The 25521-nt window shown below is 39.6% G+C and carries 20 protein-coding genes, 1 other RNA gene and 2 other annotated features; of the genes, 19 read left to right on the top strand and 2 right to left on the bottom strand.

Going from position 1 to position 25521, the window contains the following annotated elements:
* Window positions 1-200 precede the first annotated feature (200 nt).
* Window positions 201-437, top strand: a binding site (T-box leader).
* Window positions 438-536: 99 nt separating this feature from the next.
* The 8 genes from PSR12_RS16305 to PSR12_RS16270 all read left to right on the top strand — a co-directional run bounded on the left by PSR12_RS16305 (window position 537) and on the right by PSR12_RS16270 (window position 9302).
* The gene (locus tag PSR12_RS16305; protein WP_263082186.1) at window positions 537-1859 is read left to right on the top strand and encodes a chorismate-binding protein; all 1323 of its coding nucleotides are present in this window, start codon (window positions 537-539) and stop codon (window positions 1857-1859) included.
* 5 nt (window positions 1860-1864) lie between these two features.
* Window positions 1865-2893: an anthranilate phosphoribosyltransferase gene (trpD, locus tag PSR12_RS16300; protein ID WP_221679923.1), complete on the top strand. Its 1029-nt coding sequence runs from the start codon at window positions 1865-1867 to the stop codon at window positions 2891-2893.
* Window positions 2893-3684, top strand: a complete 792-nt coding sequence (gene trpC / locus PSR12_RS16295; protein ID WP_257520254.1) for an indole-3-glycerol phosphate synthase TrpC — start codon at window positions 2893-2895, stop codon at window positions 3682-3684. The genes trpD and trpC overlap by 1 nt, the downstream gene beginning before the upstream one ends.
* Window positions 3681-4295 carry a phosphoribosylanthranilate isomerase gene (locus PSR12_RS16290; protein WP_274769757.1) on the top strand — a complete coding sequence of 205 codons (615 nt, stop codon included), beginning with the start codon at window positions 3681-3683 and terminating at the stop codon, window positions 4293-4295. The genes trpC and PSR12_RS16290 overlap by 4 nt, the downstream gene beginning before the upstream one ends.
* Window positions 4295-5506: a tryptophan synthase subunit beta gene (gene trpB, locus PSR12_RS16285; protein WP_221679929.1), complete on the top strand. Its 1212-nt coding sequence runs from the start codon at window positions 4295-4297 to the stop codon at window positions 5504-5506. The genes PSR12_RS16290 and trpB overlap by 1 nt, the downstream gene beginning before the upstream one ends.
* Window positions 5503-6294, top strand: a complete 792-nt coding sequence (gene trpA / locus PSR12_RS16280) for a tryptophan synthase subunit alpha (protein ID WP_274769754.1) — start codon at window positions 5503-5505, stop codon at window positions 6292-6294. The genes trpB and trpA overlap by 4 nt, the downstream gene beginning before the upstream one ends.
* A 141-nt stretch (window positions 6295-6435) precedes the next feature.
* Window positions 6436-8754 (top strand): single-stranded-DNA-specific exonuclease RecJ, encoded by a 2319-nt coding sequence (recJ, locus tag PSR12_RS16275; protein WP_263082183.1) that lies wholly within the window; start codon window positions 6436-6438, stop codon window positions 8752-8754.
* 35 nt (window positions 8755-8789) lie between these two features.
* Window positions 8790-9302, top strand: a complete 513-nt coding sequence (locus PSR12_RS16270; protein WP_221679935.1) for an adenine phosphoribosyltransferase — start codon at window positions 8790-8792, stop codon at window positions 9300-9302.
* Window positions 9303-9342: 40 nt separating this feature from the next.
* Here the strand turns inward: PSR12_RS16270 and PSR12_RS16265 are convergent, their stop codons facing one another.
* On the bottom strand, window positions 9343-9801 hold the full coding sequence (locus PSR12_RS16265) for a MarR family winged helix-turn-helix transcriptional regulator (RefSeq protein WP_221679937.1): 459 nt from the start codon (window positions 9799-9801) through the stop codon (window positions 9343-9345).
* Between the two features lie 184 nt (window positions 9802-9985).
* Here PSR12_RS16265 and PSR12_RS16260 point away from each other — a divergent pair, with 184 nt between their 5' ends.
* The 7 genes from PSR12_RS16260 (at window position 9986) to PSR12_RS16230 (ending at window position 18541) form a co-directional block, all read left to right on the top strand.
* Window positions 9986-11236 carry an MFS transporter gene (locus PSR12_RS16260; RefSeq protein WP_274769752.1) on the top strand — a complete coding sequence of 417 codons (1251 nt, stop codon included), beginning with the start codon at window positions 9986-9988 and terminating at the stop codon, window positions 11234-11236.
* A gap of 114 nt (window positions 11237-11350) precedes the next feature.
* The gene (locus PSR12_RS16255; RefSeq protein WP_274769750.1) at window positions 11351-12442 is read left to right on the top strand and encodes a carbohydrate kinase; all 1092 of its coding nucleotides are present in this window, start codon (window positions 11351-11353) and stop codon (window positions 12440-12442) included.
* Window positions 12443-12446: 4 nt separating this feature from the next.
* A complete protein-coding gene (locus PSR12_RS16250; protein WP_221679940.1) occupies window positions 12447-13361 on the top strand; it encodes a pseudouridine-5'-phosphate glycosidase in 915 nt (304 codons plus the stop codon).
* 205 nt (window positions 13362-13566) lie between these two features.
* Window positions 13567-15762, top strand: coding sequence for a RelA/SpoT family protein (locus tag PSR12_RS16245; protein ID WP_048392114.1), 2196 nt, complete (start codon window positions 13567-13569; stop codon window positions 15760-15762).
* Between the two features lie 32 nt (window positions 15763-15794).
* On the top strand, window positions 15795-16235 hold the full coding sequence (dtd, locus tag PSR12_RS16240) for a D-aminoacyl-tRNA deacylase (protein ID WP_221679941.1): 441 nt from the start codon (window positions 15795-15797) through the stop codon (window positions 16233-16235).
* Between the two features lie 71 nt (window positions 16236-16306).
* On the top strand, window positions 16307-16522 hold the full coding sequence (locus tag PSR12_RS16235; protein ID WP_004226745.1) for a DUF2642 domain-containing protein: 216 nt from the start codon (window positions 16307-16309) through the stop codon (window positions 16520-16522).
* 612 nt (window positions 16523-17134) lie between these two features.
* A complete protein-coding gene (locus tag PSR12_RS16230) occupies window positions 17135-18541 on the top strand; it encodes a YfcC family protein (RefSeq protein ID WP_221679943.1) in 1407 nt (468 codons plus the stop codon).
* Window positions 18542-18584: 43 nt separating this feature from the next.
* Here PSR12_RS16230 and PSR12_RS16225 read toward each other — a convergent pair whose 3' ends face one another.
* The gene (locus tag PSR12_RS16225) at window positions 18585-20171 is read right to left on the bottom strand and encodes an N-acetylmuramoyl-L-alanine amidase family protein (RefSeq protein ID WP_257520246.1); all 1587 of its coding nucleotides are present in this window, start codon (window positions 20169-20171) and stop codon (window positions 18585-18587) included.
* A gap of 164 nt (window positions 20172-20335) precedes the next feature.
* Window positions 20336-20578: a binding site (T-box leader), on the top strand.
* Between the two features lie 232 nt (window positions 20579-20810).
* On the opposite strand from PSR12_RS16225, the gene hisS reads away from it, so the two are divergent.
* From hisS to PSR12_RS16205, 4 genes are all read left to right on the top strand, one after another.
* Window positions 20811-22079 (top strand): histidine--tRNA ligase, encoded by a 1269-nt coding sequence (gene hisS, locus PSR12_RS16220; RefSeq protein WP_054550047.1) that lies wholly within the window; start codon window positions 20811-20813, stop codon window positions 22077-22079.
* A gap of 66 nt (window positions 22080-22145) precedes the next feature.
* Complete coding sequence (aspS, locus tag PSR12_RS16215; RefSeq protein WP_257520245.1) at window positions 22146-23915, top strand: aspartate--tRNA ligase; 1770 nt, start codon at window positions 22146-22148, stop codon at window positions 23913-23915.
* Between the two features lie 139 nt (window positions 23916-24054).
* A non-coding RNA gene (gene ssrS / locus PSR12_RS16210) (6S RNA) lies at window positions 24055-24254 on the top strand.
* A gap of 544 nt (window positions 24255-24798) precedes the next feature.
* Complete coding sequence (locus tag PSR12_RS16205; RefSeq protein ID WP_221679950.1) at window positions 24799-25521, top strand: GntR family transcriptional regulator; 723 nt, start codon at window positions 24799-24801, stop codon at window positions 25519-25521.

Here is a 25521-nt window from a genome sequence, read left to right as displayed (position 1 = left end):
AAGTTTTTATAGAAGGATAATATACCTACTTTTTGACTCTGCTGATAAAATAGGAATTTTAACTTTTTTCGTCAGAATTGATTGACAATAGTATTGGATTGGCATAGAATTAAGGCTAACTTTTTGTTCGGTCAAGGTAGAAGGTCTCGGGAGCGAGGTCAGCCGCAGAACAGATGAGCTGAGTTTAGATGAGAATAGCTGAGAAATTGTTGAATAAGAGTAGTAGCCTAAGTGTGTAATAAAGAGAGTCAGTGGCTGGTGTAAACTGATTTACAGCTTATGTGAATGGACTTATGAGAGTCGCTTATAAAAAAGCGAACGTGATTCCCCACGTTATAGGGGTGCTTTCAAGGTATGGTTTACCATACCCATAAAGCACAAAAGTGAGAGCATATGCTCTAATATGAGGTGGCAACGCGGTCATAATCGTCCTCTGCAATTAGGAATAATCCTTTTTGCAGAGGGCTTTTTTATTTTCATGCAGCATTCGTCTAGACATTAGCTAAAGGAATCTTTGAAAAAGGAGCAAAGTAGCTATGCAAATAACGAGTTCAAGAACAAAAATGAAAACGATCAATGGCGATTCTTTAACACCTATTTTGATTTTTAGGCGTTTACAGGGAAAACATAAATTTTTATTGGAAAGTTCTGCTCAACATGAAGGAGCTGGAAGGTTTTCCTTTATTGGGGCTAATCCACGAAAAACATATACAGGTGTGGGTCAAGAAATCCAAGAGGTTTCCTATAAAACAGGAAAAACATACGTGCATCAAGGGGAGCTTTTTGTTCTTCTTAAACGCCTCATGCCACGTATTTCCAATACGACACAATTTCCATTTTCAGGTGGTGCCGTTGGATATATAGGCTTTGGCGGTACAACGATGTTCGTAGATAAAAAAATAGAACTGCCTGATGCTCATTTTCATGTCTATGAAACGATTATTGTATTCGATCATCAAACAGATGAAGTGACATTGATTCATACAACTATAGATGCAGAAAAGCAAGAACCTGATTTGGAAGATTTGGCTCAACAAATAGTAAACGGGCATATCAGTGACGAAGCATCTTATCGTTATCAACCGCTTGATGCTACAACAAATGAATCATTTGCAACGGTTTTACAGACAATGCAAGCCAACTTACATGATGACATAACAAGGGTGGTTTTGCCGAATCGCAATGTAGCAAATTTTCAAGGCGATACGTTGGCTCTGTATCGACAGCTACGCAAAAAAAAGCCTGCAGCCTATATGTATTATATAGAATTTGAGGATCATGTTGTATTAGGTACTTCTCCTGAAAGTCTAATACGAGTAAAAGGTGAAAGCGTTATTGCGACTCCTACAGAGGGAGCATATCCGCGAGGGGAAACAAAAAATGAAGACCTAGAAAATGAACGCAAATTATATAACCATGAAGGCATTAGACAATCACATGCAGTTCTTGTTAGGGCTATTCAGCAAGAATTACAGTCGATTTGTTTTCGAGATTCTGTTCAGGTCATGGAGGCTATGCGTATCCAGCGGTCCAAAAAGGCACTGCACATGACGACTAGGGTGGAAGGAAAGCTTTTACCAATGCTTCATGCCCTTGATGTTTTAGCAGCAACTATATCACCACTTTCAGCTCCAAAGCTTCCGCATACAGCTGGTAATTTTGGTGCTCTCGGCTTTATTGGATTTAATGGTCATTTGGATTTTGCCTTAACAGGTCAATCTATTGTAGTTAAGCAGGATACAATGCATTTGCAAGCAACAATAACTGTTACCAAATATACAAATGTGCAAAACGTATTACATCAAGTGCAAGAGGAAGAACAGGCATTTTTACAGTTACTAGTGAACAATGGGGGGTAAAACTAATGGAACGATTACAAAGGAAAGTACTGCAGGGAACACATCTCATGTACGAAGAAATGCTACAGGCAGCGCAATGGTTATTTCAAGATGATACTCCTAAGGAAGAAATAGCAAGCTTTTTAACAGCTTTAGCTGCGAAGGGAGAAACTGCACATGAAGTAGCCGCATTAGCAACTATTATGCGATCTTTTGCTCTTGATATAGCTGTAAAAGAAGGTAGCTATATGGATAATTGCGGTACAGGTGGAGATGGTCTTCATACTTTTAATATCAGTACAGCTTCTGCTTTCGTGTTAGCTGGGGCAGGTGTCAAAATTGCCAAGCATGGGAACCGTAAAATCTCTTCCTCCTCTGGTAGCTCAGATGTGTTAGAGGCACTAGGTATTCATACAGCTATTTCTATCCCACAAACAGCCCATTTGCTAGAGAGAGAGGGAATCGCTTTTATTTATGCACCGAATGTTCATCCGAAATTAAAGAGAATTGGTGAAGTTCGCCGTTCATTAGGAAAACCGACGATCTTTAATCTTGTTGGCCCTTTAACAAATCCGGTCCCATTATCCACACAATTTACAGGCATTAATCGACCGAATTTTGTCATGGAATATGCCTCAGTCTTACAAATGCTTGGACGTGAGCGAGCCATTGTCGTCTCAGGACCACAAGGCTTAGACGAGGCTTCATTAGCAGGTCAAAATACATTGGTTTTAGTAGATAAAGGAGATCTGATTCCCTTTTCCCTAACCGCAGAAGATGTCGGTCTTCAAATGGCCCCTTTAGAGGCCATTCGTGGTGGCAATGCAGATGAAAATGCGGTGATAATGCAAAAAATATTGGCTGGGGAACAGAGTCCTTATTTAGATACAGTTCTATTAAATGCTGGCATCGGCTTATTTGGCTATGGTCTAGTGGAAACCATCAAAGAGGGTGTAGCCATGGCAAAGGAAAGTATTTTTAGCGGGAGAGCACAACAAAAATTAGAGGCGGTTGTAACGTTTAGCATGCAAATCAAAGAAGTGGAGGTTGGATAATGAATATACTCAATAAAATTTTACAGCAAAAAAAGATTGAGGTAGGTGCTTTATTAGAGCAGCCAGATCCTTTAGCAAACTTTACAGAAACGCCACGTCGCTCGCTCATTGAATCATTGCGTCAAGCCCATACATTGCAAGTCATTGCTGAAATGAAGCGTGCTTCGCCTTCGAAAGGATTAATAGCTGGCGGAGCAGACCCAGTTGCTCAAGCACAAGTCTATGAACTAGCAGGAGCAGCAGCTATTTCGGTCTTAACAGACAAGGAATTTTTTAAAGGCTCCTTTGAAGATTTAGCAGCAGTTGCTGGTGCAGTAGATACGCCACTTCTTTGTAAGGATTTTATGATTGATCGAGTGCAAATCCGATTTGCCAAAGCAGCAGGTGCATCCATTATCTTATTAATTGTGGCAGCCTTAACAGATGATGCCTTACGTGATTTATATAGCTATGCAACAGGCTTAGGCCTAGAAGTTTTAGTGGAAGTACACGATTGTAAGGAGCTTGAACGCGCTCTTGCAGTAGATGCAAAGTTAATTGGCGTTAATAACCGAGATTTACGTACCTTTGAAGTAAGCCTAGAGCGCACCAGAGAAATTGCTAATGTGTTTCCATTTGATGAGAATCGAGTATTAATTAGTGAGAGCGGCATATGGTCGAGAGACAATGCGAAGCTAGTAGCCTCGATGGGGGCTAGTGGTGTCCTGGTAGGTGAAGCTTTAATGCGGAGTGGAGATGCTGGGCAAGCACTACGGGATTTGCAAGTAAGTAAAGAGGGGGCATCGGTATGACAAAGGTCAAAATTTGTGGTCTACAGGAGCAAGAACATGTCAAAATAGCTATTCATGCTGGTGCAGATGCTATAGGGTTTGTTTTTGCACCGAGTAAACGCCGTGTATCCATTGAGCAAGCCCAACTGTTAGCGAAGCATGTACCACAAGGCGTTTTAAAAATAGGTGTCTTTGTGAATCCAACGCCAGCCGAATTAAAGGAAGCAGTAGAGCGGGTGCCCTTAGATTATGTGCAATATCATGGGGAGGAAACGCCAGCATTTATTCAGGAGCAAGGTTATCCCGCCATAAAGGCATTATCGATACGAGAAAAAGAGGATGTTCAAGCGGCTACCAATTATCAGGTAGATTATTATTTATTTGACGCGCCTGGTACAGAGTTTAAAGGCGGAAGTGGTCACACATTTGATTGGACACTCCTTGAGCAAGTAAGGATTCCCAAAGAAAAATTACTATTAGCGGGTGGTCTCAATGTAGACAATATTGAAGCGGCCATTACAGATGTTGGGCCTTTTATGGTGGATGTTTCGAGTGGTGTGGAAACAGATGGAAGCAAGGATTCTACCAAAATACAAGGTTTTTTACAGGCAGTAAAGAGGGGGAGCAGATGATGGGAATATCAATCGCAAATAGTGTACCGACAAATGAAGGGCGTTTTGGGCAATTTGGCGGTCGGTTTGTGCCAGAAACATTAATGACAGCCTTGCTTGAATTAGAAGCTGCTTATGAGCAAGCATTACTAGACCCTGCATTTACAGAGGAGCTGTCCTATTATTTAGAAGACTATGTTGGCCGCGAAACACCGCTCTATTACGCAGAAAATTTAACGAAGGCGCTAGATGGAGCAAAGATTTATTTAAAGCGTGAAGATTTAAACCATACAGGTGCACATAAAATTAATAATGCGATTGGGCAAGCTCTTCTAGCCAAACGCATGGGTAAAAAGAAAATCGTTGCTGAAACAGGTGCTGGTCAGCATGGTGTGGCAACGGCTACTGCATGTGCATTATTGAATTTAGAATGTGTTGTTTTTATGGGAGCAGAAGATATAAAACGTCAGCAGTTAAATGTCTTTCGTATGGAGTTGCTTGGCACAAAGGTTCAATCGGTGGAAAGTGGTTCTAAAACATTAAAGGATGCTGTGAACGCTGCACTACGTTACTGGGTGACAAATGTTGAAGATACCCACTATATTTTAGGCTCTGCCTTAGGTCCTCATCCATTTCCAAAAATTGTTCGGGACTTTCAGCGTGTTATTGGGTTAGAAACAAGAAAGCAAATCGTGCAAAAAGAGGGGCGTTTACCAGATGCAGTTGTTGCCTGTATTGGAGGTGGCAGTAATGCAATCGGTATGTTTCACCCATTCGTTGATGATGAATCAGTTGCCTTATACGGTATTGAGGCAGCAGGAAGTGGTCTTGAAACTGGGAAACATGCTGCGGCCATCGCAGGTGGACAATTAGGTGTATTACATGGCGCCTACATGTATTTATTACAGGACGAAAACGGCTTTGTCCAAGAAGCACATTCTATTTCAGCTGGGTTAGATTATCCAGGGAAAGGACCAGAGCATTGTTATTTACATGATATTGGTCGAGCGCAATTTGACTCCATCACAGATGCTGAAGCACTGGAGGCACTACAATTATTAAGCCGAACGGAAGGGATACTGCCTGCACTTGAAAGTTCTCATGCCATTGCTTATACGGCTAAACTTGCAAAGACCATGGCAAAAGATCAAATCATTGTTGTGTGCTTATCTGGTCGAGGAGATAAAGATGTTCACACAGTTCGAGCAGCACTAGGAGGGGATGTTAAATGACAACTATACAGCAAGCGATCGAACAGGCAAAAGCTGCAGGTCATAAGGCTTTTATACCTTATATCATGGCAGGTGACGGAGGGCTAGAGACCATTAAGCCGACTATCTTAAAACTGCAGCAATTAGAGGTAACAGCTATTGAAGTAGGGATTCCTTTTACAGATCCTGTCGCTGATGGTCCAACGATCGAACGAGCAGGAGAACGTGCACTCGCAGCTGGTGTGACATTAAGAAGCGTGTTGCAAACACTCGCGTCATTTAGAGATGAAATAACAGTGCCTCTCGTAGTCATGACTTATTTCAATCCAGTATTAGCATATGGCTTAAAGCCTTTTGCGCAAGCCTGTATAGCTGGGGGAGTTAAGGGATTAATTGTACCAGATGTTCCATTGGAAGAGAGCGGGTTGTTACGTGAGGCACTAAATCCATATGGCATTGATATGGTACAACTCGTCTCATTAACAAGCCCTCCAGAGCGTATAGCACGTATCGCAGCAGTTAGTCAGGGCTTTGTTTATGCAGTGACCGTGAATGGGATCACAGGAGCAAGATCGCGTTTTGCCAATAATTTAGAACAGCATTTTGCAAGCTTACGTCAAGCAAGTCCAATCCCTGTGCTTGCAGGCTTTGGTATTTCGACACCTGAGCAAGTGAAAAAGATGGGAGCTTTGGGAGATGGTGTAATTGTCGGTAGTGCCATTGTTACAGCAATACACGAAGGAGATTTGGCAACGGTGGAAGCCTTAGTAGCCGCCTCGAAAGGTATGTTAGAAAAGTCTACTCTTTAGAAGAGTAGGCTTTTTAAATGATGAAAGAAAGGAGAAAGTGACAGATAGAAATTAAAAAGTGATGGATAAAACTATCAATCTAACGGATAGTGCGCAACCTATAGAAATTCGGTATAATAGCTTTCGTAAGGAAGTGAGAAGATGATTCTATCGAAAAAAAGATGGCAGGTGGAGCGTCCTGACGCAACACTTGTACAAGCATTACAAAATGACTTACAACTTTCTGCGATTGCAGCAAAAATTTTAGCAGCACGAGGCTGCGAAACAACGGCTGAGGCAGAAAGCTTATTAAATATGACTGAGGCAAATATCCATGACCCATTTCTTATGCATGGTATGGCTGAAGCGGTAGCACGAATTGAACAAGCACTAGAAAATGGTGAGAAAATTTTAGTGTATGGTGATTATGATGCCGATGGTGTGACAAGCACAACCGTTATGTTACATGTTTTACTAGATCTTGGAGCAGACGTCTCCTTTAAAATTCCGAATCGTTTTATCCATGGCTATGGTCCGCATGAAGCCCTATTTCGGGAGGCCTATGAAGAGGGTGTACAGTTAATCATTACAGTGGATAATGGTATATCTGGTATTGAGCCTATTCGAGTAGCGAAGGAGCTTGGTATGGATGTCATTGTGACAGATCACCATGAGCCAGGTGAGGAGCTACCACCAGCAGATATTATCCTTCATCCCCGAATACCAGAAGGGCAATATCCATTTGGCGAGCTAGCAGGAGTAGGGGTTGCCTTTAAGCTGGCACATGCTCTTTATGGTGAACTACCAAGCCATCTAATAGAATTTGTGGCGATTGGCACTGTTGCAGATTTGGTTCCGTTGGTGGACGAAAATCGCTATCTCGTGAAGCGGGGCATACAAGAAATGCGTCGTTCTCTTAGCCCATGGGTACAAGCGTTGTGTGACATAGCCAGTACAGAGCAGACGAAAATTACAGAAGAAACGATTGGCTTTTATTTTGGTCCACGATTGAATGCTGTTGGTCGACTAGGTGAAGCAGCTCCTGGTGTCGAATTATTAATGGCGGAGGATAATGCTAAAGCAACTGCATTGGCAAAAAAACTAAATGCCTGCAATACCGAGCGCAAAGATATTGTGAAAAGTATAACAGATGAAGCCATCGCACTGATTGAAGCAGATGAAAAAATCGGCAATTCCTTAGTTCTTGTTGTTGCTGGCGAGGGCTGGAACGCAGGTGTTGTAGGAATTGTAGCATCACGTCTCGTTGAACTGTATTACCGTCCAACGATTGTGCTGTCACTTGATCCCGAAAAGGGCATAGCAAAAGGATCTGCTCGAAGTATTGAAGGTTTTCATCTATATAATGAACTAGCTAAAAATCGAGATATTTTACCGCATTTTGGTGGACATCCTATGGCTGCAGGTATGACCTTATCATTAGAGCATGTGGATGAACTACGTACTCGCCTAGATGCTCAAGCAAGAGCCTGTTTAACAGAGGAGCAATTAACACCTGTAGTGCATATTGATATACCGCTCAGCATAGACGAAATTTCAGCGGATGCTATTGAGGAAATTTCAACACTAGGACCATTTGGCACAGATTTTCCTAAGCCTGTGTATGTACTGGAGGATGTAGAAATCGCCTCCATGCGTAAAATTGGAGCGGGCGAGAATCATATTAAAATGGAAATAACAAACGGCTATGACAAATTGGATAGTGTTGGTTTTAACAAAGGGCATTTACATGATGAATTAACGTATGGCATCAAAGTTTCCTTTATAGGCGATTTGCAAATTAACGAATGGCAGGGACGTAAAAAAGCCCAATTTATGATTGAGGATGTCCAAACTACAGAATGGCAGTTATTTGATATTCGTGGTATCCGTCAAACAGCTCGATGGCTGAATACGGTACCGAAGGACGTGGCTCGGTTTATCGCCTTTCGTCCAGAAACGATGACCTATTATCAATCATTAATCGGTGCACCTATTACACTGGTTGACCCAGTCCTTTCAAATATTGAACAAAGTGATTACATCGTGCTCTTAGACTTGCCACACAATGTTCAAAAGCTAGAGGACGTTTTACAGAAGACAGCACCGTCACGTATTTATGCTCATTTTTATATGCCTGACTCGCAATACTTCAGCGGTCTACCTACTCGTGAGCAATTTGCTTGGTATTATAAGTTCTTGAAAAATCGACCAGCCTTTCCGCTTGATATGCATATCGCAGATTTAGCGAAGCATACGGGGTGGCCATTAGATACATTAAAATTTATGACACAGGTGTTTTTTGAGCTTGATTTTGTTAAAATGGAGGGTGGACTGACGACTGTCAACGTGAATGCTCCAAAACAAGCACTAACAGAGGCACCGTCTTACAAACAACGTTCAGAACAGATTGAAATGGAGCAAAAGCTTGTTTATGCTCCTTATATAGAATTAAAACAATGGTTTGATGAACGATTAACATAAACGGACGTATAACGTTTCGTAGGAGGAGCAAGAACATGGATTTAAAGCAATACGTTACAACGGTTGAAAACTGGCCAAAAGAAGGCATTACTTTCAGAGATATTACGACAATTATGGATAATGGGCCTGCCTACAAATATGCAACAGATCAAATTGTAGAATATGCTAAAGAAGTAGGTGCAGAAATTGTAGTTGGACCTGAAGCTCGTGGGTTTATTATCGGTTGCCCAGTAGCTTATGCGCTTGAAATTGGATTTGCACCTGTTCGTAAACCAGGTAAATTACCGCGAGAGGTTATTAGTGCCGACTATGGTTTAGAGTATGGAAAAGATACATTAACAATGCATCACGATGCGATTAAGCCTGGTCAAAAGGTGTTAATCTGTGATGATTTACTAGCAACTGGGGGAACAGTTGAAGCAACAGTGCGTTTAGTAGAACAATTAGGTGGTCAGGTAGTAGGCTGCGCATTCCTAATCGAACTTCAAGAATTAAATGGTCGCGAAAAGCTTGGCGATTTAAATATTAAAACACTTATTCAATATTAAGAGCATTGCAAAAAGCGCCCTACACTGTAGGCGCTTTTTTTTATACTTCGTCATAGGCTTGAATAATTTTTTGCATTGTACGCAATGTATCGTAGAAATCTGCGTATTTTTCGGTTCCAATATCCTCGATAATTCTATCTTGAATGCCTTGCCAAATAGGTGCGGCTTCATGCAACTTTTCTAATCCTTTTTCAGTGAGCGTAATTTTTTTTGTGCGAGCATCATTTGTATCTCGTTTTAATTCAACATAGCCATGTTGCTTTAATAGATTAATATTACGTGTTACAGTGGTTTGATCGAGTTGCAAAATTTCACCTAAACGGCTGATTGAGACAGCTTGTTGAAGGTCGATATGAGCAAGCATCGAATATTGTGTAACCTTTAAACCAGTAGGCTGTAGCAATTTATCATATAATTGCGTGACAACCCTTGTTTTTTTTCTAAGGTTTGCACAAACACAAATTTGTGTATAATCAATATCTTTAAGTTGTTTCTTCATCGACAGTACTCCTTTAAGGGGATTCTACTAACTATAAGTATACACCCAATAACTAGAAATTCCTTCTTGACAGCTTTATGAACGATTACTATGATTATACATGTATATACATATAAATGAAATAAGCAGACTTAAACATGTATATACATGTTTTGTAGTCTATCAAAGAAAAGAAGGTGTTGAGGTGAAGCGTGTTCATTATAGTTGGTTTATTTTAATCGTCACATTTTTCTCGATAATTGTCGCAGGGATTACGATGTCATCATCTGGCGTGTTTATCGAACCTCTTGAAAAAGAATTTCACTGGGATCGTTCAACCATTGCATTAGCTTTTGCTGTAAGTTTGTTTTTATATGGCATATCTGGACCATTTATGGCTGCGTTGCTTGAAGTTATAGGCTTAAAGAAAATGATGCTAGGTGCCATGGCAACTTTAGTATTAGGAATGACTTTAACATTTTTGATGAGTGAATCCTGGCAGCTAATCGTTATTTGGGGTGGCATTATTGGTCTTGGGGCAAGTCTTTTTTTAACTGTCCTTAGCCCATATGTGGCGAATCATTGGTTTGTAAAACGTAGAGGGTTAGCGGTTGGTATTTTAACGGCAAGTACAGCCACAGGCCAGTTAATTTTATTACCAGTTCTAGCTATCATTATTGAACACTATTCTTGGCGATGGGCCATCACATTAATGCTACTCCTTAGTATCATAATGCTTTTCATGATTGCAATTTTTATAAGAAATAGACCTCAGGATATAGGATTAACTCCTTATGGACAAGAGGAGGCTATAGAGGAACAACCAATACAGCAAAAGAAGAATCCAATAGCTATGGCTTTTAAAGGTTTATTTGAGGCGATTAAGGTTAAAGCATTTTGGCTCTTAGCAGGTAGCTTTTTTATTTGTGGGCTATCGACAAGCGGATTAATTGGTACTCATTTTGTTTCTTATTGTATTAGCTTTGGCGTTCCTTTAGTCACTGCCGCATCATTCCTTTCTTTTATGGGCATTTTTAATTTATTAGGTACAACTGCGTCTGGCTGGTTATCTGATCGCTTCGATAATCGGTGGTTATTGTTTTGGTATTACCTGTTAAGAGGCGCATCTCTATTATTGCTTCCTTACGCACTCGCACAAGGATCATATGTTTTATTAACGATTTTCACGATCTTTTACGGACTAGATTGGATTGCTACAGTGCCACCAACCATCAGTATGACACGACAAATTTTTGGTATGCAAAAAAGCAGTATTATCTACGGCTGGATATTTGCTTCACATCAAGCAGGAGCGGCGGTTGCTGCGTATGGTGGAGGGTTAATTTATAAATTTTTTAACGCTTATACATGGGCTTTTTTCCTTGCAGGAATGTTTTGTGCAATGGCCAGCTTATTCGTTATCATTGTTAAAAAACAAACACCTCAGCAAGCATAAACAAATATAAGTTGAACCTCGGTAAGATGAGGTTCAACTTTTTTAATAAAGAATCTTTTGACATAGCACAAACAAAAGTTTATAATATAAACAAATATAATAAAAGGTGATGCTATGAATGAAAGAGAACAGGCGGTGCTTGCTTTAATTCGCCAGAATCCGTTTATGTCTCAGCAAGAAATGGCAGATGCAATGAATCTGTCGCGTCCTGTGCTTGCTAATTTAGTGTCTAGTTTAACGAAGCAAGGAAAAATTGTAGGTCGTGCTTATATATTACCCGAAGAAAATGAAATTATTTGCATCGGTGGAGCTAATTTAGACCGCAAATTCCATGTCAAGGGCAATGTTCAATTTGGAACATCTAACCCAGCCAGTTCTTCCTTTAGTGTAGGTGGTGTTGGTCGAAATATTGCTGAAAACTTAGGCAGATTAAACCACCAAGTGACGTTACTGACAACGGCAGGTAAGGATGCTGATTGGCAAGTGATCCAAGAGGCTTCGGAATCCTTTATGAATCTACGTTATGTAGAGCAGCTTGCAGAGGCTACTACAGGCTCTTATACTGCCATCATGGATGAACAAGGTGAGCTAGCACTAGCTGTAGCAAATATGGAGGTTTACGACCTTCTGTTACCTAGCTTGTTGAAAAAACATGAAACAATGCTTGTAAACGCGGGCTGTTTTATTTTGGATTTAAACTGCCCAAAAGAAACAGTAGCGTATATCCAGCAAGTAGCCATTGCTCGTGATATTCCACTTGTCATTGTGCCAGTATCTTCGCCCAAAATGAATCGACTACCTGAAACATTACAAGGCGTAACTTGGTTTATTTGTAACACAGATGAAGCGGAAACGATTGTTGGACATAAAATTGAAAACGCTACCCATTATGAAAAAGCTTTACAACAGCTCCTACAATTAGGTGCGGAGCATGTCATTATCACGGCTGGCAGCAAGGGCGTTTATGCAGCGTCTACAACGATTGCCCCTCGTCATTTTGCCGCTAAAGTAATTGACAAAATTGAAGATGTCACAGGAGCAGGAGATGCCTTTGTCAGCGCTGTCATACACAGTTGGCTGACTGGACAATCTTTTGAGACATGTATTGATGCTGGATTAACCAATGCAAAAAATACATTGGCATCTCCTTATACAGTAAGACCTGAATTATCAGTAGATTTGTTGAAAAATGAAATGGAGGAATAACAACATGAAAGATTTCATCGTATTATCAGAAGAAGTAAAAGCAGGACAAGCAAAAGGTCTACCAATCGTTGCATTAGAATCAACAATTATTTCACACGGTATGCCATACCCACAAAACGTGCAAACTGCGCGTGAAGTTGAGCAAATTATTCGCGATAATGGTGCAGTCCCAGCAACAATTGCATTAATTGATGGAAAAATTAAAATTGGTCTATCAGATGAAGAGCTTGAAATGTTCGGTAATGCTCAAGGTGTTGCAAAAGCTTCACGTCGTGACTTAGGCTACTTACTAGCAACGAAAAAATTAGGTGCTACAACAGTTGCAGCGACAATGATCTGTGCAGAGCTTGCCGGTATTGAAATCTTTGTTACAGGTGGTATTGGTGGTGTACACCGTGGTGCGGAAACAACAATGGATGTCTCTGCTGATTTAGAAGAATTAGCACAAACAAATGTTGCCGTTATCTGTGCGGGTGCAAAATCTATTTTAGACATCGGTCTTACATTAGAATATCTTGAAACAAAAGGTGTGCCAGTGGTTGGTTATGGTACGAATGAATTGCCAGCATTCTACACACGTCAAAGTGGATTTGATGTAAACTTCCAATTAGATACGCCAGAAGAAATTGCAGCAATGCTATCTGCGAAATGGAAATTAGGCTTAAAAGGTGGCGCTGTCATCGCAAATCCAATTCCTGAGGCGGAAGCATTAGAGCATGCATTTATTACAAACATTATTGAAAAAGCTTTAGTTGAAGCAGAAGAGAATGGCATTCAAGGTAAAAACGTTACACCATTCTTACTTGGCAAAGTTAAAGAATTAACAGAAGGTAAAAGTCTTGATGCCAACATTGCATTAGTGAAAAACAATGCAGTAGTCGGCGCGAAAATTGCTGTAGCTTACAATCAATTACATTAATCAATTTGTCGAAACAAGGACTCTTTGTGACGTGAAGTCGCAGAGGGTCTTTTTTATTAAAAAGAAGAATATTTTTTCCATTTTTCGAACTGTTCACGAGATTAACTAAACTAAATGATACAGTCTCTTTACAATAGACCACTATATTTTATACAATAAAGTTTATATCTAATCTGAAAAATTTGACGAGCAAGGTGGACATGTTATGGCGAAAGAGCAAATTTTGACTCCTGAGGACGTTTTTGAGTTAGTCAAATCCTACATGAATGATGAAAATGTCGCATTCGTGAAAAAAGCATATGAATTAGCAAGGGATGCCCATATTGAGCAATTCCGTAGCTCAGGTGAACCGTATATTATTCACCCAGTACAAGTAGCAGGTATTCTAGCTGAATTACAAATGGACCCAGAAACTGTAGCGGCAGGTTTTTTACATGATGTTGTCGAAGATACGGATTTTACACGGGATGATTTGGTACGTGAATTTGGCGAAGAGGTAGCCGTGCTTGTTGATGGTGTTACCAAGCTAGGGAAAATTAAATATTTATCAAAAGAGGCGCAGCAGGCAGAAAATCATCGGAAAATGTTTGTGGCTATGGCGCAAGATATTCGTGTCATCCTCATTAAGCTAGCAGACCGTCTTCATAATATGCGTACGTTAAAGCATTTACCTGCTGAAAAGCAACGACGCATTTCAAAAGAGACGCTCGAGATTTTTGCACCACTTGCTCATCGTCTTGGAATTTCGACTGTAAAATGGGAGCTTGAAGATACAGCACTGCGCTATTTAAACCCACAACAATATTATCGTATTGTCAGTCTAATGAAGAAAAAACGTGATGAACGTGAAGCTTATTTAGAAAATGTGATGGCTGAGATGAAATCACAACTGAATGAGGTTGAAATTGACGCAGATGTCTATGGTCGACCAAAACATATTTACAGTATCTATCGAAAAATGGTGTTACAAAAGAAACAGTTTAATGAAATTTATGATTTATTAGCCATTCGTGTTCTTGTCGATAGTATTAAAGATTGCTATGCCGTATTAGGAATTGTGCATACACTTTGGAAACCAATGCCAGGACGCTTTAAAGACTATATTGCTATGCCAAAACAAAACCTGTACCAGTCTCTACACACGACTGTTATTGGACCTTATGGTGATCCGTTGGAGGTACAGATTCGTACAAAGGAAATGCACAAAATTGCAGAGTACGGGATTGCGGCGCACTGGGCATATAAAGAAGGCAAAAACGTTGATCATCAAAAGCAAAATGTCGACCAAAAATTAACGTGGTTCCGTGAAATTTTAGAGTTCCAAAATGAATCTTCCAACGCAGAAGAATTTATGGAATCCTTAAAATTTGATTTATTTTCTGATATGGTTTATGTCTTTACACCTGAAGGCGATGTCATTGAATTGCCAGCAGGTTCTGTTCCTATTGATTTTGCCTACCGTGTTCATTCCGAAGTGGGAAATCGTACGATTGGAGCGAAAATCAATGGGAAGATGGTACCGCTTGATACGCCATTAAAAACGGGTGATATCATTGAAATTTTAACTTCGAAACAATCCTTTGGTCCGAGTCGCGATTGGCTAAAAATAGCTCAATCCTCACAGGCGAAGAATAAGATAAAGCAATTCTTTAAACGACACCTGCGTGAAGAAAATATTGTCAAAGGTAAAGAAATGATTGAAAAAGAAATCCGTGCTCAGGATTTCGATTTAAAGGAAACGATGTCCTCTGAAAACCTAAAACGGGTATGCGACAAATTTAACTATACGAATGAAGAAGATCTGTATGCCGCGGTTGGTGTGAATGGTATTACTGCGCAACAGGTCGTAAATCGTTTAGCTGAAAAACGTCGCAAAGAACGCGAGCAGGAAGAAGCACTAGAGAAAATTGAACAAAAAATGAAAAATCCAATTCCACAAAAACGTACGGAATCGGGTGTTATTGTAAAGGGTATTGATAATATGCTCATTCGACTTTCTCGCTGCTGTACGCCTGTTCCTGGGGATGATATTGTAGGTTTTATTACGAAGGGTAGAGGTGTTTCTGTCCATCGTGAGGACTGTCCAAATATTCAAATTGAGGATGAGCAAGAGCGCTTAATTGAAGTGGAATGGGAGCATGGTGTCATTCCTGAGAAAAAGGAATACCCTGTTGATATTGAAGTGTCAGCCTTTGATAGACCTGGCATTTTAAATGAAATCATGCAAATTGTTAGTGAAACGAAAACGAATATTTTAGCAGTAAGTGGTCGTGCTGACCGTGATAAAATGGCAACAATTCATTTAACAATTTCTATTTCAAATATTTCACATTTGCATAAAGTAGTTGAGCGAATTAAACAAACACCTGATATTTATTCGGTGCAACGTGTCATTAACTAATGGATAGGCAATATAGAATTGGGGTTTAGTACATGAAAGTAGTATTACAGCGCAGTAAAGCTGCCTCTGTAACAGTGGACGGAACTGTTACAGGAGCAATTGATCATGGCTATGTTCTTTTAGTGGGAATCACACATGAAGACACACAAGAGGATGTTGCCTATTTAGCAAAAAAAGTAGCCAATTTACGTCTCTGGGAAGATGAAGATGGAAAAATGAATCATTCGATCTTAGAGCATGGGGGCGCTATTTTATCCGTCTCACAATTTACATTGTATGGGGATGCAAAAAAAGGGAATCGTCCAAGTTTTATCAATGCAGCTAGACCAGAAGCAGCTGAGCCACTGTGGGAGGCTTTTAATCAAGCTTTACGCGAGTATGGCTTACATGTGGAAACAGGTATTTTTGGTGCCATGATGGATGTAGCACTAATTAATGATGGTCCAGTCACAATTCTTCTAGAGTCAAAATAATGGAACATTTCCTATAATTCCTTCATATACTAAAGAGTATGGTTAGTTTTATAGGAAGGAGTGTCTTAAACATGACGCAGACGAGAAGTATAACAAATCCATATTTATACGAAACTCTTAACATGATGATTGGTCAGGCAGTAGTTGTGCAAACAGAAAAAAATATTCAACAAGGTATTTTATTATCCATACTACCTGACCATATGGTTCTTGAGATAAATCGTACGCCTTTCTTCATTCGGATGGAGGAAATTGTATGGGTTACATTGGAAACTACAAAAAAATGAGAAAGTATGAACCTTCAAATCATAATAAATGATAGAAGGTTCTTTTTTATTAAGTGCAATAAAAAATACCTGAATAGCAAATTTATTTCGAGGAGATAAAAACTATTAAAACAGTTGCTACTTTTTGAATATTATTTTTTTAAAAAAATATAAACGATATGTAAGAAAGTCCATTTGATTCCTTATGGATAGTTAACCTCGATTTTCAATTCTACTTACTAACTTTGATGTCTTTCATCTTAGATTTATCCCACTAATAATGGGGGAGCTATATGAAGTTCATGAATAAAAAGCACCTAAGGACAATCCATACAACTTTATCATTTAACACCGCCGCATATTGCTCCTGCCTTAATAAGAAACTATAAGATGAAATTATTATTTTGGAAAACAAAAAATAACGTTGGAAATGCCCATTATAATTTGAGTATGTGTCCGTGTTTATAGGAGAGGAATAAGAGGTTTAATAAAGAAAGGCAGCGTGTACTTTCTGAAATAATAGAAAATTAATACTTTACAATAAATTTAAACTCATGTATATTTATTTTCAATTAGCGACAAATAGCGACAATGTACTGCTAATGTCTAAATCAGAAAAAGGAGCGTGATTTAATGGAAAATGAACAGGGGGTAAAGAAGAAAAGCTGGTTGAAAGTACCTCATACATATACGATTATTTTTGCTATTATTTTTTTAGCAGGTATTGCAAGCTATATCATACCAGCGGGTGAGTTTGAACGTGTAGAGGATGAAGAAGGGCGAATGCTCGTTGTAGATGGAAGCTATCATCATATTGAGAGTGAACCAGTTTCCTTTTTTGAAATGTTCACAGCGGTTCCAATGGGCCTCGAAAAAGGGGCTCAAATTATTTTCTACATTTTTTTAGTCAGTGGTGTATTTGGTATTATTCGTTCTACAGGTGCTATTGAGGCTGGTGTTTATAAAGGAGTAAAAGCTTTAGAGGGCAGAGAGAAATTACTGATTCCTTTATCGATGATTTTATTCTCTGTTGGTGGTTTTACAATGGGGATGGCGGAAGAAACTATTATTTTCGTACCAATTGGTGTGGCCATTGCACGTGCGATGGGCTTTGATGCTGTAACAGGAACAGCCATGATTACACTTGGTGCCGCCAGTGGATTTTTTGGAGGAATGCTTAATCCCTTTACGGTAGGTGTTGCGCAATCATTAGCTGATGTGCCATTATTCTCAGGTATTGGCTTCCGTGCTGTTGTCTATGTTTTTGTATTAGGTTTTGCTATTTTCTATGTCTCTCGCTATGCTTTTAAGGTGAAAAAGAACCCACAGGCAAGTGTTATTTACGATATTGAGCAAAAAGCTAAATCCAATGTTTCTGCGATTGACATTCCTGCATTAACGGGAAAGCATAAATTTGTATTTATTGTCATGGCTTGTGGAATAGGCTTTAATATTTATGGTGTCTTTAATTGGGGCTGGTTCTTAACGCAGCTAACTGCATCCTTTTTAATTATGGGGTTAGTTGCAGGATTAATTGGTGGTTTAAAACCTGCTACTATTTTTGATTCCTTTATTGAGGGAGCCAAGGCTGTAACATTTGGTGCTTTAATTGTAGGTTTTGCCCGTGCTATTACGGTTGTTTTAGAGCAGGGGAAAATTATTGATACAATCGTTTATGCAGCATCAGAAACAATTGGACATTTGCCACATGCTATCAGTGCAATCGGCATGTTAGTTATCCAAGCTCTTTTGAATTTATTTATTTCATCTGGTAGTGGACAGGCAGCTGCCACAATGCCGATTATGATTCCAATCACTGATTTATTAGGATTAGAGCGACAAGTGGCTGTTTTAGCCTTCCAATATGGGGATTCCTTAACGAACTCTATTATTCCTACTTCCTCTGCATTAATGGCGTATTTAGCTGTTGCAGGTATCCCATATGAAAAGTGGATTAAGTTTATCTGGAAGATGATTCTTGGGTGGGCATTGATCGCCTGTCTGGCGCTAATTGCTGCGGTAGCATTAGGAATATCTTAAATATGAAAAAAGCTGTGGATGTTATCATCCGCAGCTTTTTTGCTTAGTCATCTTGTTCATTAAAGTAGTTGAGAATTCCCTGATAAATACCAAGAGTCGCTTGTTCACGGAATTTAGCTGTTGTAATGACGCGCTCCTCACTGGAATTACTTAAAAAGCCTAACTCAATAAGGACAGCCTTTTGACGATTCTCTCGTAATACTAAATAATTCCCTTGTTGTGTACCACGGTCTCTTAAATCTAGTTTACTGGAAAGACCATCATGAATTGCTTCAGCAAGCCCTTTTTGATTGTTATTCATATAGTAAGATGTGAAGCCGTTAATGGAGCTATCATCTGTCGCATCGTAATGAAGGCTAATAAAGGCATCTGCCTCATATTGATGGGCAATCGATACACGCTTACGCAATGCCACATATTCATCCGATTCTCTCGTCATGACAACGTTTGCGCCAGCAGCACTTAACTTGGAAGCAAGCAGAGTGGCCGTTTTTAAAGTAATGCCCTTTTCCTCTGTACCTCGTTGACCAGTTGTGCCATGGTCATTTCCACCGTGACCAGCATCAACAACTATCTTTAATCCAGTTAAAGTACCTTTTTTACGAGGCTCTTCCTTTTCTTTCTGTGGACTTGTCGCTTTATTGGAACTTGTTGTGACTACCCAGTTCGCGACAAAAGCTGTTTTTTCGTCGTCTAGTTGTATTTCATAAAAATCATTTTTAACGCCTACAATTGGGTAATTTACACCAGCATCTACACGTTCAACTACTTCTGCAGCTGTTGAGGCATCCGTTCGTAGGTTTGTCCCATTATAGATAATCGTAACAGACTCTAACTCTTTGGAAGTTGATGTTTTTGAGGTACTTTTTACTTTATTAGAGAATGTACCGTAAAAACTATAGACCCAACCTACTTTTTTATCATTGTACTGAATTTGTACCCAATTATGCTCATGTGCGAGTACTTTAAAGGCTTGTCCTTTTGTTACTGTGCCGATTTTTTTAGCGTTCAAATCTGGCTTCTTACGAACATTAAGGGTGTCCACTAAAATGGTGAAGGTTGTATCTTTGTTAGCGGGTGCCGTGGTTGTAGTAGTTACTTCTACAGCATTTTCTTTGGGTTCCGTTTCTTTTTTAGGGTTATCGTTGATCGTGACATAATCCTTCGACACCCATCCTGTTAGTCCATTCCAATCGATTTTTGCCCATTCTCCATTTTCTTCAACGAGGTTTGCTTGGTTACCAGTAGAAAGTTGACCAAGAACAGCTGAAGAGATATCTGGTTCTGTTCGAATATTTAAACGGTCCACTTGTGAAATGACGGTTTTGTCGATCGCTTGTTTAGCATTCGTAGGTGCTGTCAGCCAAGAGGCAACCCATCCCTCGTAATTACCTGCTTTGACTTGATACCAATCACCTTCTCGACCGATTGAGGTTAAAGGGTCACCTTCTTCTAAAGTCGTAATAATGGGATAAGACAATCCAGGACCCTCTCGCAAATGAAGAATCGTTCCAGCGACTTTTAGATCACTGGTGTCAGCGGAAGCTCTTTGAACAAAGTTCTTATTTGGCATCGCCATCGTTACCATTAGTACAAAGATGATTATACTATGTAAAATTTTTGTCCTCATCAGATTCCTCCTATTCCTTGTGCTATTTTACCATGCTTTTATCATAAAATTCGTGGTAAAATGGTAACAGAATTAGTTATTTTCAACATAGACTGATGAAAAATACAAAAATAGTTGACATTGCTTTGGCTAGTGACTAACATAAAGGGTAATCGAAAAATGATTAATCGCTTATGACCAAGCAAGTAGCGTATACCACTATTGGAAAAGAGAGGGAAAGACTTAGGCTGCAATCTTTCCTACAAAAATGTATCACGTGAATAACACTTGAGAGGCTTTTTTCTGAAAAGCAGTGCCTAGTAGGAAAAAACGGAATCGGCCGTTATCCGATTAAGAGGAGGACACATGTAATTATTTGTGTCAACTAGGGTGGAACCGCGGAAGCTTATACAGCTCTCGTCCCTTGCTATTGCAAGGGATGAGGGCTTTTTTGTTGTTCAAAACAGTAATGAGTTTTTTAGAGGGATTGTTGTTTTTGCTCATAAAAGAGGGGAAGGCGCTCCAATTAGTATGAAAAGCGCTCGTCAAAGGCTATAACCCACTCCAACAGGACAAAAATTTGCTCAACCAAAGCATGCATTCGCTCAAAGTGGGACTACAGCTGCTCTATCATAAGCAATCAATATAGGAGGGAATTACATGAGTTTTAAAGTGCCAAGAGGGACACAAGATATTTTGCCAGGTCAATCTGAAAAATGGCAAAAAGTTGAAGCGATTATTCGTGATATTTGTCGTGTTTATCGCTATAACGAAATTCGTACACCAATTTTCGAGCAAACGGACCTATTTGCACGTGGTGTTGGGGAAACAACTGATGTTGTACAAAAGGAAATGTATACATTTGAAGATCGTGGAGGGCGTTCATTAACACTACGTCCAGAGAATACGGCTGGTGTCGTACGTGCCTATGTGGAGCATAAAATGTTTGGTGCTCCTGATCAGCCAGTTAAGCTTTCTTACTTAGGACCAATGTTCCGCTATGAGCGTCAACAGGCTGGTCGTTATCGTCAATTTGTACAATTTGGAGTAGAAGCAATTGGTTCAGCAGATCCTGCGATTGATGCAGAAGTTATTGCTCTTGCTATGGACGTATACGAATCAGCGGGCTTAAAGGATTTAAAATTAGTGATTAATTCACTTGGCGACAAAGAAACACGTGATACACATCGTACTGCTTTATTACAGCATTTTGAGCCACATATTCATGAATTTTGCTCAGACTGTCAAAATCGTTTACAAAAGAATCCATTGCGAATTTTAGATTGTAAGGTAGATCGTGAACATCCATTAATGCAAACGGCTCCAGCGTTAACTGATTTCTTAACAGAAGAATCGGCTGCTTATTTCGCTCAGGTGAAATCGTACTTAGATACATTGGGTATTTCATATGAGGTCGATCCAAATCTTGTACGAGGACTTGATTATTATAATCACACAACTTTTGAAATCATGTCCACAGCATCAGGCTTTGGGGCTATTACAACATTATGTGGTGGTGGCCGCTACAATGGACTAGTACAAGAAATTGGCGGTCCAGATGTACCAGGTATAGGTTTTGCATTAAGTATTGAGCGTTTGTTGCTGGCACTTGAAGCGGAGGGTGTTGAATTAGACACAGCTTCAGGGCTAGATGTTTACATTATTGCAATGGGCGATGAAGCGAAGCAAAAGGCTGTTGAGCTGACAAGCACTTTCCGAGCGAAGGGACTTGCGACAGAGATGGATTATTTAGACCGTAAAATGAAAGCTCAAATGAAATCTGCGGATCGATTAGGTGCAAAATATACGCTTGTTCTTGGTGAAACGGAACTTGAAGAGCAAGCAGCGGCTGTAAAACATATGGAATCTGGGGAGCAGCACAAAGTGGCGTTCTCAGAGCTGGTGAACTATTTAACACAAAAAGCTTAAAAACAGATAGAGGGCATTCCTAGTGAAATGCTACATAAATTGAAGATATTTTGGAGGAATTTAACAATGGCTACAAGAACACATGCTAGTAACGAGCTTTCAGAAGCGTTACAAGGCGAAAAAGTCGTATTAAAAGGTTGGGTACAGCGTCGTCGAGACCTTGGTGGTTTAATTTTTATTGATTTGCGTGACCGTACAGGTATTACGCAAGTTGTGTTTAGTCCAGATGTTGCAGAAGCACACGCATTAGCGGATAAAGTGCGTAGTGAGTATGTGATCGAAGTGGAAGGCACAGTCATCCTTCGTACAGAGGATCAAATCAACCCGAATGTACCAAACGGTAAAATTGAAGTGGAAGCAACAAAATTAGTCGTGATTAATACGGCAAAAACAACGCCATTCCAAATCGAAGATCGTACAGATGTATCAGAAGATTTACGTTTAAAATATCGTTATCTAGACTTACGTCGTCCTGTAATGTTCGATACTTTCAAAATGCGTTCTGATGTGACACGTACAATTCGTAACTTCCTACAAAATGAAGGATTCTTAGAAGTTGAAACGCCAATTTTAACAAAATCTACGCCAGAGGGCGCTCGAGACTATTTAGTCCCTTCACGTGTACATGAAGGTGAATTTTATGCATTACCACAATCACCTCAATTATTTAAGCAATTATTAATGGTTGCTGGTTTTGAAAAGTACTTCCAAATTGCGCGTTGCTTCCGTGACGAAGATTTACGTGCTGACCGTCAACCAGAGTTTACACAGGTGGACATTGAAACGAGCTTCTTAACACAAGAAGAAGTATTAGAAATGAACGAGCGCTTAATTCAAGAGGTTATGAAAGAAGTAAAAGGCATCGACATTCCTGCACCTTTCCAGCGCATGAAATACCAAGAAGCAATGGATCGTTATGGTTCAGATAAGCCAGATGTACGTTTTGGATTAGAGCTAGTGGCGTTAAATGATATTTTTGAAGGCTGTAATTTCAAAGTATTTGCTGATACGGTTGCACAAGGAAAACAAGTGAAAAGTATCAATATTAAAGGTGCAGCTGACAAATATTCTCGTAAAGACATGGACGAGTTAACAAAATTCGTTGGGATATACGGAGCAAAAGGTCTTGCCTGGTTAAAGGTAACAGAAGAAGGCTTAAATGGACCAATTGCGAAATTCTTTGATGAGGCATTAGCAGCAGCCTTAATCGAGCGTATGGGAGCAGAAGTTGGCGATATTCTAGTATTTGTAGCAGATAAAGCCGCTGTTGTAGCAGCTTCTTTAGGCGCTCTTCGTACAAAATTAGGACAAGATTTAAATCTGATCGATGAATCACAATTTGCTTTCCTTTGGATTACTGATTGGCCATTATTCGAATACTCTGAGGAAGATGGACGCTACTATGCAGCACACCATCCATTCACACGCCCGTTTGATGAAGATATAGCGTTAATGGACACAGACCCTGCAGCAGTACGTGCACAAGCATATGATATCGTTTTAAACGGCTATGAACTTGGTGGTGGTTCATTACGTATTTACGAACGTGACCTACAAGAGAAAATGTTTGAATTACTTGGCTTCTCAGAGGAAGAAGCACAAGCACAATTTGGCTTCCTATTAGAAGCATTTGAATACGGCGTACCACCACATGCAGGTCTTGCCTTTGGTCTTGATCGCTTCGTTATGCTATTAGCAGGTCGTACTAATTTACGTGATACAATCGCATTCCCTAAAACAGCTAGTGCAAGCTGCTTGATGACAGAAGCACCAAGCGAAGTATCTCCTGAGCAACTAAGTGAACTAAGCCTGGCTATCAAACCATTTAGAAAATAATGTATAATTCGAAATACCTGGATTACCTAGCAAATACTGTTGGGAATCTAGGTATTTTTTGCGTTTTCTTAAGAAATTATAGATTATTAGAGAAAATCGTTTGAATTATCAGAAAAGTGGTGTTATGATAACTGTAATACGAATCCTGATGTGTTTGTCTAACTGCTAACTCTACTTCACAGTTTTGACCGAACATTATAGAATCGGGAGCCTTCATTTTGTAGTCGCAAACATGCCCCTAACAAAGCGGGACGTTTAAAGTTGCAAAGCGGGCACCCACCTGCAAATTGCGGGTTCAAAACGAATGTTTCTTGGCATTACGGCACAATTGGGATTCGTCCTATACATAGGATTGAGAGGAGCTTATCAATAGCTCCTTTTTTTTACATCAACAGGTACATGGTAGCCAAGAACTCGTAGAGTGTTTGGAGCGAATGTTTAGAAAATAGGAAAGATTACTTTTTATTTCTGATGAAGCAGCATATAATTGGTATAGACAACTATACCTTTTTGAGAAGCTATATCCGCATTCTTCCTTTAGGCAGATAATACGAGGCACTTATGGAAATGATTTTTAAAGCGTTTTAATTGTAGCTGATACTAAACACAGTAAAGGAGAAGCCTACTTAAAAGAAGGCAATTTATATCAAAATTACGAGAAGGTGATTAGTCATTTGACAATATAATGGTACAACGATTGAGCTCAGATGCTACAATGATAGTGAGAAAGGCACCACTTCAAGCGACTGTGTCAATATGTCCTTTTCACACTGTCGTTAGTGGATATCATTTAGCTTTGTTTAATTATGCGAAATACAAAAACCGATCTGACGAGGTAAAGTTGTATTGAGAAATCATAAAGGCGATAAGGAAGGTGCAAGAATTGTTAGAGAAAAATTCTCATATACCTATTTATATACAAATAGAAGAGATTATTAAACAACGGATTTATTTAGAAGAATACAGAATTGGTGAGACCATCCCATCAGAACGAGAGCTTTCTGCACAATTCGATGTAAGTAGAATGACTGTTCGTCAATCCATTACCAATCTAGTTAATAGTGGTCTATTATATCGAGAAAAAGGGAGAGGAACGTATGTTGCAAATCCAAAATTAGAGCAACCGTTAAAAGGTTTAACGAGTTTCACGGAAGATATGCGAGCAAGAGGAATGGAACCAAGCAGTAAGGTATTACGATTTGAGAAAATCATACCACCAGTGGATATTGCAAGAGATTTAATGATAGAGTCTGGCGAAGAAGTGTTTTTTGTAGTGCGCATAAGAAATGCAGATGCGCAACCAATGGCAATCGAAAGAACATATATCCCAGTTAAAATTTATCCGGAGTTGGATGAGAAGCAAATAATGGGCTCGCTTTATGCCTTAATCGAAGCAAAGTTCCATCAAAAAATTGGGAATGCGGTACAACAGATGGAGGCAGCCATCGTATCGAAAGAGGATAGTAAGTTTCTACAAATTAATCATACAGCACCAGTTTTAATTATCAAACGTACAAGTTATTTATCAGATGGTAAGCCCTTTGAGCTTGTACGCAGTACGTATCGAGCTGATCGTTATAAATTCATAAGTGAAATTAAAAGGTGA

This window comes from Lysinibacillus sp. G01H (assembly GCF_028872195.1).
GTDB lineage: Bacteria > Bacillota > Bacilli > Bacillales_A > Planococcaceae > Lysinibacillus > Lysinibacillus capsici.
Note: the sequence above shows the minus strand (reverse complement) of the source record. Positions and strands in the feature narration are given on the sequence as shown.